Raw genomic sequence first — 13670 nt, 5'->3', positions numbered from 1 at the left:
ATAATCATCTTTCTTGATTATGACTCGAGCGTTCGAATGCAGTGAAATCGCCGTTCGGATCAAAACCGTAATCACCGTTCGAATCAGCCGAAATACGCAAAGGAATCGCCCAGTAGTAAAGATTAGAAATATAATGCCTTTTTCCGGTTCGGAGCATAAAAGTGATGGAAAAATTGGACAGTTCATTGGGGAATTGGTATTTCACCATTAGCTGATCAATTTTATGCCTGAGTCTTATAGAGTCTGATAATTCTTCAAAATCGTTCAAGTCAACGCAGATTTCACCTTTCTCATTCATGCTATGCATAACAACACCCTTGAACTTTATTCTACAAACCAATTGATTAACAATTGGTTAATTTTTTCCGGCTGTTCCAGCATCGCCATATGACCGCAATCTTCTAGGTATACTAATTCAGCATTGGCAATATGGTTAGCCATGTGCTCTGCACGCTCGTTAGGCATTACCCTGTCTTTTTTTGCTGTGATGATCAGGGTAGGACAGGTTATTTTGGACAAAAGGGGTTCTTGTTCATGCTTATTAATCATCGACCTAAGTTGTTTAACATAATTTTCTGGTCCAATTTCATAGGCCATTTTTTTAAGCAGCGGAATAATTGCTGCCTGTTTTTCTTCATTATCAATTGAATTTTTAAATATCCGGTTAACAAGAAAATCAAATCGGCCTTTTTCCACCAGTTCAACGGATCGCTGCCGTTCATCCTTTCCTCTTTGACAAAGTTCTCTAGCTCCACCGTTGATGATTACAAAGTTTTCAATATGGTCTGGGATGAACTGGAAGAGCTCCAGGGCGATATAACCTCCCATAGAAAAACTGACGATAGAAAACTTCTCAGGGGCACTGGATAGGTGTCGTTTTGCCATGTCTGTTATGGAGTTACTATTGCATACATCCATATGGTGGATATTGGTGAACTGCTTTTGTAACACATCAATATTCTGGTGCCAAAGCTCAGAGGTTGATAATGAACCTGGTATCAGCAGCAAATCCTTAAACATCTTTCTATTCTATAAACTTCGTAAAAATCAAATCATATCTTAAGATTAAATTTTGATCAAAATTTATGTTTGCTGAAAAGAAACATCTCAAAGCTAAAGTTTAACTAAAAGGCTCGCGTCATTTATCTATGTACTTCTTTTGGTTATCATATACATGATGCATTGCAGGGTGTCAGACATAGGAGAAACTGGTCATGGCACTCAAAAAGCGAAATGGTGTTTGGTGGGTTGATATAACCCATGATGGTGAAAGGATCAGAAGGAGCACAAAAACTGAAGTTAAGGCAGAAGCTCAGTTATACCATGACAAACTTAAAAGTGAGCTGTGGGAAGCGAGTCGCGTACTTAAAATTCCTAAGAAGGGCTGGAAACAAGCCGCAATTCGTTGGATTGATGAATCTGGCCATAAACGAAGCCTGATTGATGACAAAACACATTTGCGCTGGGTCGAACCTTTTTTTAAGGATTTATTTTTGACGGATATTACAACGGACATATTGGATGATATCGCCAAAAAGAAAGAAGCGACCGGCGTTTCACCTGCTTCAGTTAATAGAATGCTCGAAGTGATTCGTGCGATTTTAAGAAGAGCGCATAAAGAGTGGGGTTGGCTTGATGTTGTACCAGCTGTTCGTATGCGTAAAGAAGAGAATCGCAGAATACGATGGATAACTTATCAGGAAGCAAGTCGCTTATTGAATGAGTTACCAGAGCATTTGAAGGATATGGCTGCGTTTAGCTTGGCTACTGGATTACGCCAATCTAATGTGACCGGATTAAAATGGTGTGATGTTAATTTAATTCGAAATCATGCGCTGGTAAATCCTGAAGATTCTAAAACAAGCAAAGCAATTCCTGTTCCACTTAATCAAGATGCAGTGGATATTTTAATTAAGCAAAAGGGCAAACACCCTGTTTTTGTGTTTGCCTATAAGGGAAATCCGGTAAGCCGTTGCAATAACCATGCGTGGCGAAAAGCGCTAAATCGCGCAGGAATTAAAAATTTTCGCTGGCATGATTTAAGGCACACTTGGGCGAGTTGGCATGTGCAAAATGGCACAAGCTTACCAGAATTGCAGCAGTTAGGCGGTTGGTCGAGTTTTGAAATGGTATTACGGTATGCACATTTATCAAGTGATCACTTGAAGCAAGCAGCAAATCGTATTCAGAGTATTTATCGACAACCAAAAAGAGAAATGAATAATTGTGGAGCTCTTTAAAAGAAATTTTATTGAACCCCAAAATTGAAATTTTACGACACGTTTTAGTCACAGTAGCTTACGAGCATCTACGAAAATTCACGTAAGTTATTAATTAAATGGCGCGCCCGGAAGGATTCGAACCTCCGACCCCCTGGTTCGTAGCCAGATACTCTATCCAACTGAGCTACGGGCGCGTGTTCGTGGCGGAGAGAGAGGGATTCGAACCCTCGATGGGCTTTTGACCCATACTCCCTTAGCAGGGGAGCGCCTTCGACCACTCGGCCATCTCTCCAAATCAATGGACGGGAGTATATCAGGTATTCCTCGGTCGTCAACTCCAGAAAGAACATTTTACCTAAAAATAGATTAACATTTCCCAAAATTAATATTTGCTGCTATCTTTAAAACTTGAAAAATAATGTGTCTCTATAGTTTTGATTCATATAGAGATCTGCAAGAGTCTATGTACTCATAGCTACTTTACCTGTCCACCAGGTTGTTCTTTTGCAAATGTTCGATCAATTGCAAAAGAGAGATTTTTTTAGAAATTGAAAAAGCCAAGCTATTGAGTTAAAACACACCAAATCAGGATAATGCTATATCACCGCGAGCAAGCTCAGTGGGTAATCAGGAGGAGTGATGAAACAAAAGTCAAATATAAGTGGCCGCGACGTGTATGTGGTTGATGGGAGCCGCACGCCGTTTTTAAAAGCAAAAGGAGTAGGGCCTTTTTCAGGTTCGGATTTAGCGGTGGCTGCCGGAGCGCCTCTCTTAAATCGACAACCTTTTTTACCTAAAGATTTAGATGAAGTGATTATTGGCTCCGCCTTGCCCGGACCTGACGAGGCAAATATTGCTCGCGTGGTTGCCTTACGATTAGGCTGTGGGGAAAAAATGCCAGCGTTTACGGTCATGAGAAATTGCGCTTCAGGCATGCAAGCGATTGATAATGCAGCAATACAAATAGCCAATGGAAGAAGTGATTTAGTTCTAGCGGGTGGAACCGATGCGATGAGCCACGCTCCACTATTATTTAATCAAAAAATGGCTGAATGGTTGGCCCAATGGTATTCAGCAAAAAGCGTAGGACAACGAGCTAGTTTATTGACCAAGTTTAGGCCCTCCTATCTGGCTCCGGTTATCGCGCTGTTAAGGGGGTTGACGGATCCGATCGTGGGATTAAACATGGGGCAGACCGCAGAAAAGCTGGCGTTCAAATTTAAAATTTCTCGAGAAGAAATGGATGACTATGCGGCACGTAGTCATCAACGTATTTCTGAAGCGTATGAACAAAATAAAATGCGTGAAGTGGTGCCTATGGTTGATACAAAAGGAAAGCTCTATTTGAAAGATGATGGCATTCGCGAAGATACATCCGTAGAAAAGCTCGCAAAACTTAAACCTTTTTTTGATAAAAAGTATGGCATGGTTACGGCTGGTAACAGCTCACAAATAACCGATGGTGCAGCACTCTTGTTGTTAGCTAGTGCCGATGCCGTCAAGAAATACAAGTTGCCGGTCATGGGCAAAGTTGTGGATTCTCAGTGGGCGGCATTAGATCCTGCACAAATGGGCTTAGGGCCAGTTCACGCGGCCACACCGATTATGCAACGCCATAATTTAAAAGCGAATGATCTAGATTGTTGGGAAATTAATGAAGCGTTTGCTGCTCAAGTACTAGCTTGTCTTAAAGCATGGGATGACGAGGAGTATTGTAAAAGTCAATTAGGACTCAAAGGTGCATTTGGGGCGCCCTCTCAAGATATCTTGAATAAAGATGGTGGTGCGATCGCTGTGGGTCACCCCATTGGTGCAAGCGGGGCTCGAATTGTTTTGCATCTTTTAGAAAGTTTACAGCAAAACAAAGGAAAGCAAGGCATAGCTGCCATTTGCATCGGCGGCGGCCAAGGCGGAGCGATGTTACTTGAACGTGCTACAGAGGTTAAAGGACATGACTAAGATTAAACATTGGGAACTAATAAAAGATTCTGATCACATTTTCTGGTTAGGATTAAATCGTAAAAACGAGTCTGTGAATAGCGTTAATAATGAAGTGCTCGATGAGCTAAATAGCTGTTTACAGGAAATATCGCAGGATTCTGAGACTAAGGGACTCATTATTTATTCACTCAAGGAGAAAGGCTTTATTGCTGGAGCGGATGTCAATGAGTTTTCTGGCATTGATGACCCGGCGCAGGCCGTGGATTTTCTTCGCAAAGGACAAACAGTTTTTTCTCGGATTGAATCATTAAAGTTTCCGACCGTTGCAATGATTGATGGTTTTTGCATGGGTGGTGGTCTTGAATTAGCGCTAGCTTGCGATTATCGTGTGGCTACAGATAGCGATGATACGCGCTTGGGGTTGCCAGAAATCAAACTTGGTATTCATCCTGGCTGGGGAGGAACCGTTCGTCTACCCAAGCTAATAGGCGGGTTTCACGCGCTCTCTGAGGTTATTCTTCCTGGTTCGGCATTACGTGCTTCAAAAGCTAAAAAGCTTGGGTTCGTGGATGATGTCGTTCCTCTACGGCAGTTAAAACGAGCCGCGGTCTATTTTATTAAGAATAAACCGCCTAAACATCAGCCTAATTTTTTACAATCATTGAGCAATTATGCTTGGGTAAGAACGCTTTTAGCGAAGGTGTTTCGGAAACAACTGGCAAAAAAAGCCAGAAAAGAACATTATCCTGCACCTTATGCAGTGGTTGATTTATGGGAAAGAGAAGGGGGGTTTGGTGAACGCGCTTATTTAAAGGAAGCCGATTCTGTTGAGCAATTAGTGACAAAGGGTGATACAGCCCAAAACCTAATTCGGCTATTTTTACTACGGGAACGTTTAAAAAAATTCGCTAAAGAAAGTGATTTTAAAGCGAGCCACGTGCACGTCATTGGAGCAGGCGTAATGGGTGGCGATATCGCGGCTTGGTGTGCTTTAAAAGGGCTTCACGTGACCTTAGAAGATAAGTCTGTTGAGCGAATTGCCCCAGCCATTGGTCGTGCGCACGATTTATTTAAAAAGCGATTGAAGAAATCACGCCCAATCCAAGCCGCTATGGATCGTTTAGTTGCCGATCCAAACGGACATGGTGTTACACGAGCTGATGTCATTATCGAAGCGGTTTATGAAGACTTGAAAGTGAAACAAACCATCATGAAAGACGTAGAATCGCGAGCTAAGCCTGATGCGATTATTGCAACCAATACGTCTAGCATCCCGTTGGGTGAAATCGGCGAAGTCATGAAAAAACCAGAGCGGTTGGTAGGGATTCACTTCTTTAATCCAGTTGCAAAAATGGAATTGATTGAAGTGGTTCGTAGTAGTAAAACATCAGAACAGGTTGAACAACAAGCCTGTTCGTTTGTAGGGCAAATAAGCCGTTTGCCACTACCCGTGACCTCCAGCCCTGGCTTTTTAGTGAATCGCGTGCTTATGCCCTACTTAATGGAATGTGTACAGTTGCTCGATGAAGGATACCGTGGTGAAGTCATTGATAAGGCCGCAACATCATTTGGCATGGTTATGGGACCAGTCGAGTTAGCAGATACTGTTGGAATGGACGTATGTCTCGCAGTTGCTGAAAACTTAACCGAGCATTTCGGTGGAAGCGTTCCGCAAAAACTCCGTGATATGGTTAAGGAAGGGAAACTTGGACGAAAATCTGGGGAAGGTTTTTATCAGTGGAAAAATGGTAAGCCCATTAAAGAACAGGTATCTAGCCATAGCAGCGAAAAAGAAATTGCTAATCGCTTAATTTTGCGTATGGTTAATGAAGCCGCTGCCTGCCTCAGAGAGGGGGTTGTTGCTGATAGTGATTTATTGGATGCCGGCATGGTATTCGCTACTGGGTTTGCTCCTTTTCGAGGCGGCCCAATGCATTATGCAAACCAATTCGGACGAGATCAGCTCAATGAAATGTTTCGAACGCTGGAAAAGCAATACGGCGAACGCTTCAAGGCTGATACCAGCTTGTAATTAATAAAATGGGTTAGGAGTGTTCCTGACCCATGATTCTTAATCATGACTATTCAAGCGTATTGTTTCATTGCGTTAATGCTGTTCAACTATACAGGTTATTCGGGAATTTATATTTTACCGGATAAAGGAAACGTAGTTGGTAAAACGAACGTCGCAGAGAGCATGCCAGGAGAGCTTCTTGCTGATGTGGCCGTGCGTTACAGAGTTGGATACAATGAATTAAAAAAGGCAAATCCCAACATTGATTCCGGCAATGTTTTGCCCCCTTTTGCTCAAATCAAACTCCCTACCCGATATACATTGCCGAATGCTCCCCGAAAAGGAATCGTAATAAATCTGGCTAATTACCAGTTATACTATTTTCCGGAGCATGATAATACAGTGATGATTTTTCCTGTAGGCATAGGTCGTGATGGTTGGAATACACCAACTGGTAAAACAAAAGTTTTAGCAAAAGAAAAATCTCCATCGTGGCGACCGACCCAACAGATAAAACGACATGCTGCACAACAACAGATGATTATTCCAGATGTGTTTCCTCCAGGCCCAGGCAATCCTTTAGGGGAGTACGTTTTACGACTTGATTGGCCAGCTTTTCTTATCCATGGAACCAATCATCCCGAAGGTGTTGGTAGAAAAGTAAGCGCGGGATGCATTCGCATGTACCCAGAAGATGTGGAAGTGTTATTTGATTACGTAACCATCGGAACACCCGTTACTATAATTAATCAGACGAGTATATAGGCAACGTTCCTAGTTTCAATTATCAACTTGGCTTCGATTTAAAATGAGAAATTTTCTAATGGATATGTTTGTTTAATTTTACTTAGCGTATTTTGACAGAGACGATATAAAAGCTGAACGATAAGAATGACGAAAATACTTCCCACAATGTCTACAGGATAATGCCAGCCCAGTAGTACACAAGATAGGGCCAAGCAGAGGTTAAGCGGCAATAACAGAGCAAAAGCTAAATGCCATCCGCGTATCAAATACTGACAATTCCATGCCCAGATAATATGAAAGGATGGAAATGCGATCATGCCTCCTTCATAGGTAGTTGGTTGAATATAATTATGAATTTGGTAAAATTTAAGTCCAGTTGCTTTTTGTGACTCGTAAAAATGAGGGCTGTCTATGATGCTGGCAGGAGCTGTTGTTGGGAAAAAATAGTAAATTATATACCCAATCACAACCCCCATAATCATTTGAAAATAAAACTCCCTCACTCGTTTCGTTTGTCCGGCTACGATAATGATTAAGGGAAGAAACGCAAGTTGTAAGCTTAATGTATCATAACAATAAGCTAAAAAATCCTTAAAATTTGGATGCTCACTAGTCCAGGCAATGATTGTTTCCATGTCGATATGAAGCGCTGTCTCAAAGGCCATGATGTATTCATCAATAGGAGCAAAAGGCGTAAACTGCACAGCCGTAGAGGCAAAAGAAATTACAACCAGTACAAGGTAAAAAAAGAACACTTCTTTAAAAATGCGAGTTAATTTTTTGTGAACTCCAAATTGTAATGCGCTTCCGATCCAGCAAAAAATAAGAATCAAACCAACGGCCACTGTATTAGTGTTGATGTATGTGTTGCCGGGATATTGATAAATTAAAAAATTAATTAATAATGCTATAAAAGAAAGAACAACAAGCAGTATTCCTGCGAAAAAGTTACAAGAGAAAAGCTTTGTTTTCATGGATACAATGTCATGGCTCTTGGTTTTTTTCTTTTTGTTTTATCGCGTGATAAATTTCTTCACGATGAACGTTTATAGAGCGGGGGGCATTGACGCCGAACTTTATATTACCGTGTTCTTGAGTTTTAAATGCAACCAATTTGACAATTTCGCCGTCTATATTGATGACTAAAGGGTCTTCGAAAGGAATTTGAATAATACGCATGATAAAAAACCTCGTTATTTTTTAATAAGTTATATCGTAACCTTCTTTTAATTGCAATGGAAACCCGTCAATTCGTTAATGAAACGCACTTTAATTGAAAAAAACCCGCAAAAAATTGCTCATGACGCATAATTAAGGTATTATTAGCCGATTTTTTTAAAACCTTGTCTTACCGTTTTTACCGACGGAAGACTATTTATCCACAAGGAGCAAACATGAGACATTATGAGATTGTCTTTCTGGTGCACCCCGATCAAAGCGAGCAAGTTCCCGCTATGGTTGAACGATATGAGGGGATCATTACGAAAGAAAATGGTGTTATCCACCGAAAAGAAGACTGGGGCCGCCGCCAGCTGGCTTATCCAATCAATGATGTTCACAAAGCGCATTACATACTAATGAATATTGAATGCAATCAGGCTGTAATCGATGAGCTAAAAAAAGCATTTAAGTTTAATGACGCTATCTTAAGAAATCTAATTCTTAAAAAGAAAGAAGCGGTGACTGAAGAGTCCGTTATGATGAAAAAAGATAAAGAAAGTCGCGCGGCTTAAGGAGAACATTATTATGTCAGCTTATTTTCGTAGAAAAAAAATGAATCGTTTTGCTCAAGAAGGCGCGAGTGAAATTGATTACAAAGACGTTAACTTATTAAAAAATTACATCACTGAAACTGGAAAAATAGTACCTAGTCGAATAACAGGCGTTCAAACTCGTTATCAACGTCAGCTTGCCACAGCAATTAAGCATGCTAGGTTCCTAGGATTGCTTCCATACTGTGATCGACATAAGTAATCGTTAGTAAAATGACCAGGCTGAGTAAAATCATTGGTGCTCAGGGAGATTTCCTGCTAGAGAATTACTGGCACGCATTATTATGCGTGATTATTTTCTCTGTGCTTCCTTACACGACATGGTTGGCCTCAGTACTAATTGCATTGGTAACGTTGCGCAAAGGTGGGCGGGCGAGTAGTTTTTTATTAATACTTGTAATCACTGCCCACTTTTTTTGTTCAGTCGTTTATGTACCAGCGAGCGTAGCTGCAGCACAAACGTTTCTTTCTTTTATACCCTGTTTTGTTGCTGCATATATATTACGTATAACAAAAAGTTGGCGAGCGGTGGCAGCTACTTTTTTTATATTCGCTATGACCATGGTTTTGTTTGTGCAGATATTGGTGCCAAGCGTTATTTTGGCACAATACCAGATGTTCAAATCGATCTTAATGGAGCTTAATGCAGAGAGTAATCTGCTTCAGCTGCTAGGAGATGATCATGGGATTAATCCACTGATTGTGGCGAACTTTTTATTGGGAATACAAACGGCTGGTCTTGTCTTTTCCTCGCTGTTTTCGTTAATGATTGCGCGCTGGGTGCAATCATTGGCTTATTATCCAGGTGGATTTAGCCAAGAAATGCGCAATTTCCGAGCTGATAAAATAGGGCTTTTATTTTTGAGCATGTTATTGATTGCTGCATATTTTGAAATAATGATCGCAGTAAATCTTCTGCCTTTAGTAATGTTTTATTTTTTCTTAGCGGGGTTAAGCTTAGGTTATAATCTCTTGGCACAGAAAAAGCCGCTCGGGACGTTTCTTTTGCTCATTACACCGGTCATTCTTTTGCCATACGTAATGATGCCGTTATATCTTGTATTCGGATCACTAGATAGTTTATTTAACTTTAGAGTATACCTTGCAAAACATGCAGGTAAATGAATGAGGGGTTATTAAGATGGAAGTAATTTTGTTGGAAAAAATTAGAAACCTGGGAAATTTAGGTGATAAAGTGGCTGTAAAAAGCGGATACGGAAGAAATTACCTAATTCCACAAGGTAAAGCTGTATTTGCGACGGCTAAAAACATTGAAGCGTTTGAAAAGCGTCGGGCAGAACTTGAGAAAAAAGCTCAAAAATCATTGGCTGAAGCAGAGCAACGTGCTGCTAAGTTAAATGACATTACACTAGAAATTTCTGCTCAAGCTAGTGATGAAGGGAAGCTATATGGTTCGATTGGCGTGAATGAAATAACCGAAGCTTTGAAAGAGCGTGGACATGAAGTCAGCAAGCAAGAAGTAGTCATGCCAGAAGGGCCTATTCATTCAACTGGCGATTACGTGGTGCAAATTCAATTGCACAGTGATGTAGCCGCGAACTTAAAAGTTGAAGTGGTTTCTGCTAAGTAATTGAAAATCTCTGTATTCACACTTTTTGAGCGTAATACCTAAAAGTGTAGCGAGGTAGATTGGGTCATAAGCGACCCAATCTACCTCGCTAAAACGCTTCTAATTTTACAACCGAATAAGCTGGCTCTTCATAGGGGTGCACTTGCTTTAGGGCTTTAACGGCTTGATCAATTACCTCTGCAGAGCATAATAGTTCAACCTTATATTCCGGAACAAACGTTATTTCTCCAGAATTTCCAATGGCAGGATTTGAACCTGCTTGTGGACGAAATTGACCTTGGCCCAAACATTGCCAACAAGCTTGATCATAATCTCCTTGTCTACCTGCGCCTACAGCAAACAACGCAGTTTTTACAACATCAACATGGCTTTCAGGGACATAAAACGATAGACGATAGTTCATGATGCTTTCCATTTAATATTGCAACCAAGGCTTGGCTTTTGATCTTGGGGCACTTCTTCGCCAGCCAATAATGCATCTAATGCAGAACGGATGGAGCTTCCATCAGGTATTAGGTTGTTACCAGGCCTAGAATCGTCAAGTTGGCCTCTATAGACCAGTTTTAATTGATCATCATAGACATAAAAGTCTGGTGTGCAGGCTGCACGATAAGCTTTCGCTACTTCTTGAGTTTCGTCAAATAAATAAGGAAACGGATAACCATGCTCCTTGGCAGTTTTGATCATATGAGCAGGAGAGTCATCAGGATAATTTTCAACGTCGTTGGAATTAATGGCAATAAAATTAACTCCTTTTAACTGATAATCCTTCGCTAAGCGTGTTAATTCGTGATTGATATGCTTAACGTAAGGGCAGTGGTTACATATAAACATAACAACGGTAGCTTGTTCTCCTTTATAGCCTTTAAGGTTTATCTGTGATCCACTGAGGACATCAGTTAAGGTAAATCCAGGCGCTTCGCTGCCAAGCTCCACCATTGTTGAGGGTGTTCTAACCATAAGGGATCTCCTTTAAAACAGTATTATTAAACCAGTCGATAAGGCAAAAAATAAATTTAGCGTTGCCCAAATCAAAGCGACGTATCTGCCACGAAAAACATGATAGAAAGAAAAAATTGCAATGCACAGACTACCAAGAAAAAAAACCCAAACGCGGGTAAAAGTGAACCCAAGAGAGAGCAGTACAATTCCAATCATACCAATCCAGCGGAATACATTACGTAACTGCCCGCTTAAAAAATAATAAACGAGTAATTGGATGCAGAGTAAAATAGGTAGCACGAACTGAATTACATTTCCCAATCCAAGCAGGATAGCGCCATGTCCTGCTAGAAGAATTGACTCAAGACCCATGAAGTACGTTAATTTAAAATAGATCGCTGTTAAGAGTAAAAGGCCAGAGCCAACAACGTAGTATAGTTGGGCTGGGGTTTGAGTAAACCCTAAAATAATGATGAAGGCACCCAAGATGCCAGTAATGATTAAGAGAGAATCTTTAAATTTCTTAAACAATGAATTACCAGCGTAATAATATTCCTTTTGCGATGGCATCTTTAATTACCTGAGCTTGTGGCTTATTAGTGGATACCCAATAATTTCCCATATTACTAAGGGCAAATTTAACTCTAGGGTACTGGCAAATATCGAGTACATCACTGCATTTTACGAGGCTCGTGTTGTTGCCGCTATGTTGGTAGCACTTGAAATGTAGGTTTCCAACATCGGAAGCAAACGCGGCCCATTGTTTTGGATCGAGTTTGGCTTGTAAAGTAGGGCTCATGAACACTTCTTCTGTTTCATGGCGTTCTAATTCAATTTTAGTATCCGAGCGGTTTTGAATCAGATAAAAGGTTTGATCGCCTTGTTCATTCAAAATTAAATAATGTTCATTATATCCAAACCCAGTGACCTCGCAGCCACGAGGGTATGTATCCCCAAAAACGCTTGTAGAAGTCAACAGCATGATGAGTAGTGTAAGATTTATATTTTTTGTTCGCTTAATCATGAATGTTCTCGAGTGAAGAAAGTGACCACAGGGCTGTCTTTGCTGTATATTTTAGTCAAATTAGGTTTAATGTCCAATAGTAGCTGCTTAAGATTACTGAGCTTTTTCAGCTTTATGCGACGCAATCTTAGCGGTAATCATGGGAGAATAAGTACGATATATGCTGAGCGCAAGATACAACACCACATAAGCCAAGGAAATAGTTAACAATATGGGATTCGTAACCGGATAGATCCACAAAATCAATACAGAACTGATTCCATAGATGATAGAAAAAATATGCATAAGTACTTTTAAGTATTTAGAGGGCGTTAAATAATCAAGTCTCGAAGGGTAAACATATTTAATAGGAACGAAAATTAAAACGCATAGAACAGTTAAGATTAAAGCATTGGTTATGGTAGAGGTGTTGAATATAAACATATAAAATACAACAATATTCCAATAACAAGGAAATCCTTTAAAAAAATGATCGGGCGTTTTAGCATCGGCCTGACAAAATTGGTAGGCAGAAGTTAATGTGATGGCCGCAATTATCCATAGCGCATAAGAATCAGGTAACATACCAGGCTTAATCAGCAGGAAAGCGGCAGGCGTAATAACATAGTTTAAATAATCAACAATGTTATCTAATAAGGTACCATCAATCTTCGGCAAGACTTCTTTAACGTTCACTAAACGGGCAAATGAACCATCAACCGCATCAATAACTACAGCGATTGCCATTAACCACAAGGCGAACACATATTGATGTTGAAAAATTTTTAATAAAGATAAAACCCCAACAAAAGCCGCACTAGCCGTAAAAATATGCACCATCCACGCAAGGATATAAACGGTAAAAGGATGTGTCTTTTTATTATTCATCAATATTCTGCCCAGAGGGTATGTTTTTATAAGTTAGTGAATGGTTTGATTTATAACTTTTTTAGGTCTATTTATGCAAGTTTTTCTTATAAATTTTCTCTGTACATGGCAAAAAAACCTGTCATGCCCGCGCAGGCGGGCAACCATTTCTGGTTTGGCACTGAAGTAAATTAAGATAACTCGCTGATACACTCCATATAACCTCCTTTTGGCGATCGAGATTATATGATTTTCATTCTATGGCAGCGAGTTGAAGGATAGTTTAAATATGTATTTTGGCTGGAACAAGGCGAGAATGACATGTTTTGTAACTATGTTGCTTGCATTGCTTGCTACGCGTACAGTTAATTTAAACCAATTGGCTTGTGTTGTATTCAGTAACGCCCTCCAAGCGTCAAGGTACCGTAGAATACAACGATTTTTTTCCGAATTTCCTTTGGATTACCATCAAATAGCAGAATTTATTTTTAAATTGTTTTTTGTGAGTGGCTGGTAGCAGCGGATTATCTTATGGAAAAATAACGATGATCCGGCAGGAAGTAATTTTTTT

At 40.2% G+C, this 13670-nt stretch carries 17 protein-coding genes and 2 tRNA genes; 8 read left to right on the top strand and 11 right to left on the bottom strand.

What is annotated here, in order from left to right; translation table 11 throughout:
• Positions 1-4: 4 nt before the first annotated feature.
• Together E1O47_RS11500 and E1O47_RS11495 are read right to left on the bottom strand one after the other, a co-directional pair.
• Positions 5-298, bottom strand: a complete 294-nt coding sequence (locus E1O47_RS11500) for a hypothetical protein (protein WP_133131404.1) — start codon at positions 296-298, stop codon at positions 5-7.
• A 26-nt stretch (positions 299-324) separates the two neighbouring features.
• Complete coding sequence (locus E1O47_RS11495) at positions 325-1020, bottom strand: alpha/beta fold hydrolase (RefSeq protein ID WP_133131403.1); 696 nt, start codon at positions 1018-1020, stop codon at positions 325-327.
• 194 nt (positions 1021-1214) lie between these two features.
• On the opposite strand from E1O47_RS11495, the gene E1O47_RS11490 reads away from it, so the two are divergent.
• Positions 1215-2240 (top strand): tyrosine-type recombinase/integrase, encoded by a 1026-nt coding sequence (locus tag E1O47_RS11490; RefSeq protein ID WP_133131402.1) that lies wholly within the window; start codon positions 1215-1217, stop codon positions 2238-2240.
• 99 nt (positions 2241-2339) lie between these two features.
• Here E1O47_RS11490 and E1O47_RS11485 read toward each other — a convergent pair.
• Positions 2340-2416: transfer RNA gene (locus E1O47_RS11485), tRNA-Arg, on the bottom strand.
• Between the two features lie 7 nt (positions 2417-2423).
• Positions 2424-2514 (bottom strand) — tRNA-Ser (locus E1O47_RS11480).
• Positions 2515-2861: 347 nt separating this feature from the next.
• On the opposite strand from E1O47_RS11480, the gene E1O47_RS11475 reads away from it, so the two are divergent.
• Genes E1O47_RS11475 through E1O47_RS11465 form a run of 3 tightly spaced genes read left to right on the top strand, consistent with a single transcriptional unit; the run spans position 2862 to position 6942 of the window.
• Positions 2862-4181, top strand: a complete 1320-nt coding sequence (locus E1O47_RS11475; protein ID WP_133131401.1) for an acetyl-CoA C-acetyltransferase — start codon at positions 2862-2864, stop codon at positions 4179-4181.
• Entirely contained in the window at positions 4174-6195 is a 2022-nt protein-coding gene (locus E1O47_RS11470; RefSeq protein ID WP_133131400.1) for a 3-hydroxyacyl-CoA dehydrogenase NAD-binding domain-containing protein, read from the top strand. Before E1O47_RS11475 ends, E1O47_RS11470 begins: the two co-directional genes overlap by 8 nt.
• Positions 6196-6240: 45 nt before the next feature.
• Positions 6241-6942 (top strand): L,D-transpeptidase, encoded by a 702-nt coding sequence (locus E1O47_RS11465; protein ID WP_133131399.1) that lies wholly within the window; start codon positions 6241-6243, stop codon positions 6940-6942.
• Between the two features lie 38 nt (positions 6943-6980).
• On the opposite strand, the gene E1O47_RS11460 is transcribed toward E1O47_RS11465, so the two are convergent.
• Positions 6981-7898, bottom strand: coding sequence for a phosphatase PAP2 family protein (locus E1O47_RS11460; protein ID WP_133131398.1), 918 nt, complete (start codon positions 7896-7898; stop codon positions 6981-6983).
• A 10-nt stretch (positions 7899-7908) separates the two neighbouring features.
• The gene (locus E1O47_RS11455; RefSeq protein WP_133131397.1) at positions 7909-8103 is read right to left on the bottom strand and encodes a carbon storage regulator; all 195 of its coding nucleotides are present in this window, start codon (positions 8101-8103) and stop codon (positions 7909-7911) included.
• Positions 8104-8318: 215 nt separating this feature from the next.
• On the opposite strand from E1O47_RS11455, the gene rpsF reads away from it, so the two are divergent.
• From rpsF to rplI, 4 genes are all read left to right on the top strand, one after another.
• Entirely contained in the window at positions 8319-8657 is a 339-nt protein-coding gene (gene rpsF / locus E1O47_RS11450; RefSeq protein ID WP_133131396.1) for a 30S ribosomal protein S6, read from the top strand.
• Between the two features lie 13 nt (positions 8658-8670).
• Positions 8671-8898 (top strand): 30S ribosomal protein S18, encoded by a 228-nt coding sequence (rpsR, locus tag E1O47_RS11445; protein WP_133131395.1) that lies wholly within the window; start codon positions 8671-8673, stop codon positions 8896-8898.
• A 413-nt stretch (positions 8899-9311) separates the two neighbouring features.
• Positions 9312-9821, top strand: coding sequence for a hypothetical protein (locus E1O47_RS11440; protein WP_133131394.1), 510 nt, complete (start codon positions 9312-9314; stop codon positions 9819-9821).
• 16 nt (positions 9822-9837) lie between these two features.
• A complete protein-coding gene (gene rplI / locus E1O47_RS11435; RefSeq protein ID WP_133131393.1) occupies positions 9838-10287 on the top strand; it encodes a 50S ribosomal protein L9 in 450 nt (149 codons plus the stop codon).
• A gap of 88 nt (positions 10288-10375) precedes the next feature.
• On the opposite strand, the gene E1O47_RS11430 is transcribed toward rplI, so the two are convergent.
• The 5 genes from E1O47_RS11430 to pcsA form a co-directional block, all read right to left on the bottom strand.
• Positions 10376-10690 (bottom strand): YqfO family protein, encoded by a 315-nt coding sequence (locus E1O47_RS11430; protein WP_133131392.1) that lies wholly within the window; start codon positions 10688-10690, stop codon positions 10376-10378.
• On the bottom strand, positions 10687-11247 hold the full coding sequence (locus E1O47_RS11425) for a thioredoxin family protein (protein ID WP_133131391.1): 561 nt from the start codon (positions 11245-11247) through the stop codon (positions 10687-10689). The genes E1O47_RS11430 and E1O47_RS11425 overlap by 4 nt, the downstream gene beginning before the upstream one ends.
• A 12-nt stretch (positions 11248-11259) precedes the next feature.
• Complete coding sequence (locus E1O47_RS11420) at positions 11260-11799, bottom strand: hypothetical protein (protein ID WP_133131390.1); 540 nt, start codon at positions 11797-11799, stop codon at positions 11260-11262.
• On the bottom strand, positions 11765-12253 hold the full coding sequence (locus E1O47_RS11415; RefSeq protein WP_133131389.1) for an enhanced entry protein EnhB: 489 nt from the start codon (positions 12251-12253) through the stop codon (positions 11765-11767). Before E1O47_RS11415 ends, E1O47_RS11420 begins: the two co-directional genes overlap by 35 nt.
• A gap of 93 nt (positions 12254-12346) precedes the next feature.
• On the bottom strand, positions 12347-13120 hold the full coding sequence (gene pcsA, locus E1O47_RS11410; protein ID WP_133131388.1) for a phosphatidylcholine synthase: 774 nt from the start codon (positions 13118-13120) through the stop codon (positions 12347-12349).
• Positions 13121-13670: the final 550 nt, after the last annotated feature.

It is taken from the genome of Legionella yabuuchiae (assembly GCF_900640115.1).
In the GTDB taxonomy this organism is placed as follows: domain Bacteria; phylum Pseudomonadota; class Gammaproteobacteria; order Legionellales; family Legionellaceae; genus Legionella_A; species Legionella_A yabuuchiae.
The sequence above is the reverse complement of the archived record's forward strand: the minus strand, read 5'-3'. Positions and strand labels throughout refer to the sequence as shown.

Coding starts and splice junctions, on each gene's coding strand:
- rpsF (WP_133131396.1), top strand. CDS start 8,319: ATGAGACATTATGAGATTGTCTTTCTGGTGCACCCCGATCAAAGCGAG.
- E1O47_RS11430 (WP_133131392.1), bottom strand. CDS start 10,690: ATGAACTATCGTCTATCGTTTTATGTCCCTGAAAGCCATGTTGATGTT.
- E1O47_RS11455 (WP_133131397.1), bottom strand. CDS start 8,103: ATGCGTATTATTCAAATTCCTTTCGAAGACCCTTTAGTCATCAATATA.
- E1O47_RS11460 (WP_133131398.1), bottom strand. CDS start 7,898: ATGAAAACAAAGCTTTTCTCTTGTAACTTTTTCGCAGGAATACTGCTT.
- E1O47_RS11465 (WP_133131399.1), top strand. CDS start 6,241: ATGACTATTCAAGCGTATTGTTTCATTGCGTTAATGCTGTTCAACTAT.
- E1O47_RS11500 (WP_133131404.1), bottom strand. CDS start 298: ATGAATGAGAAAGGTGAAATCTGCGTTGACTTGAACGATTTTGAAGAA.
- rplI (WP_133131393.1), top strand. CDS start 9,838: ATGGAAGTAATTTTGTTGGAAAAAATTAGAAACCTGGGAAATTTAGGT.
- rpsR (WP_133131395.1), top strand. CDS start 8,671: ATGTCAGCTTATTTTCGTAGAAAAAAAATGAATCGTTTTGCTCAAGAA.
- pcsA (WP_133131388.1), bottom strand. CDS start 13,120: ATGAATAATAAAAAGACACATCCTTTTACCGTTTATATCCTTGCGTGG.
- E1O47_RS11440 (WP_133131394.1), top strand. CDS start 9,312: ATGTTCAAATCGATCTTAATGGAGCTTAATGCAGAGAGTAATCTGCTT.
- E1O47_RS11425 (WP_133131391.1), bottom strand. CDS start 11,247: ATGGTTAGAACACCCTCAACAATGGTGGAGCTTGGCAGCGAAGCGCCT.
- E1O47_RS11470 (WP_133131400.1), top strand. CDS start 4,174: ATGACTAAGATTAAACATTGGGAACTAATAAAAGATTCTGATCACATT.
- E1O47_RS11420 (WP_133131390.1), bottom strand. CDS start 11,799: ATGCCATCGCAAAAGGAATATTATTACGCTGGTAATTCATTGTTTAAG.
- E1O47_RS11490 (WP_133131402.1), top strand. CDS start 1,215: ATGGCACTCAAAAAGCGAAATGGTGTTTGGTGGGTTGATATAACCCAT.
- E1O47_RS11475 (WP_133131401.1), top strand. CDS start 2,862: ATGAAACAAAAGTCAAATATAAGTGGCCGCGACGTGTATGTGGTTGAT.
- E1O47_RS11495 (WP_133131403.1), bottom strand. CDS start 1,020: ATGTTTAAGGATTTGCTGCTGATACCAGGTTCATTATCAACCTCTGAG.
- E1O47_RS11415 (WP_133131389.1), bottom strand. CDS start 12,253: ATGATTAAGCGAACAAAAAATATAAATCTTACACTACTCATCATGCTG.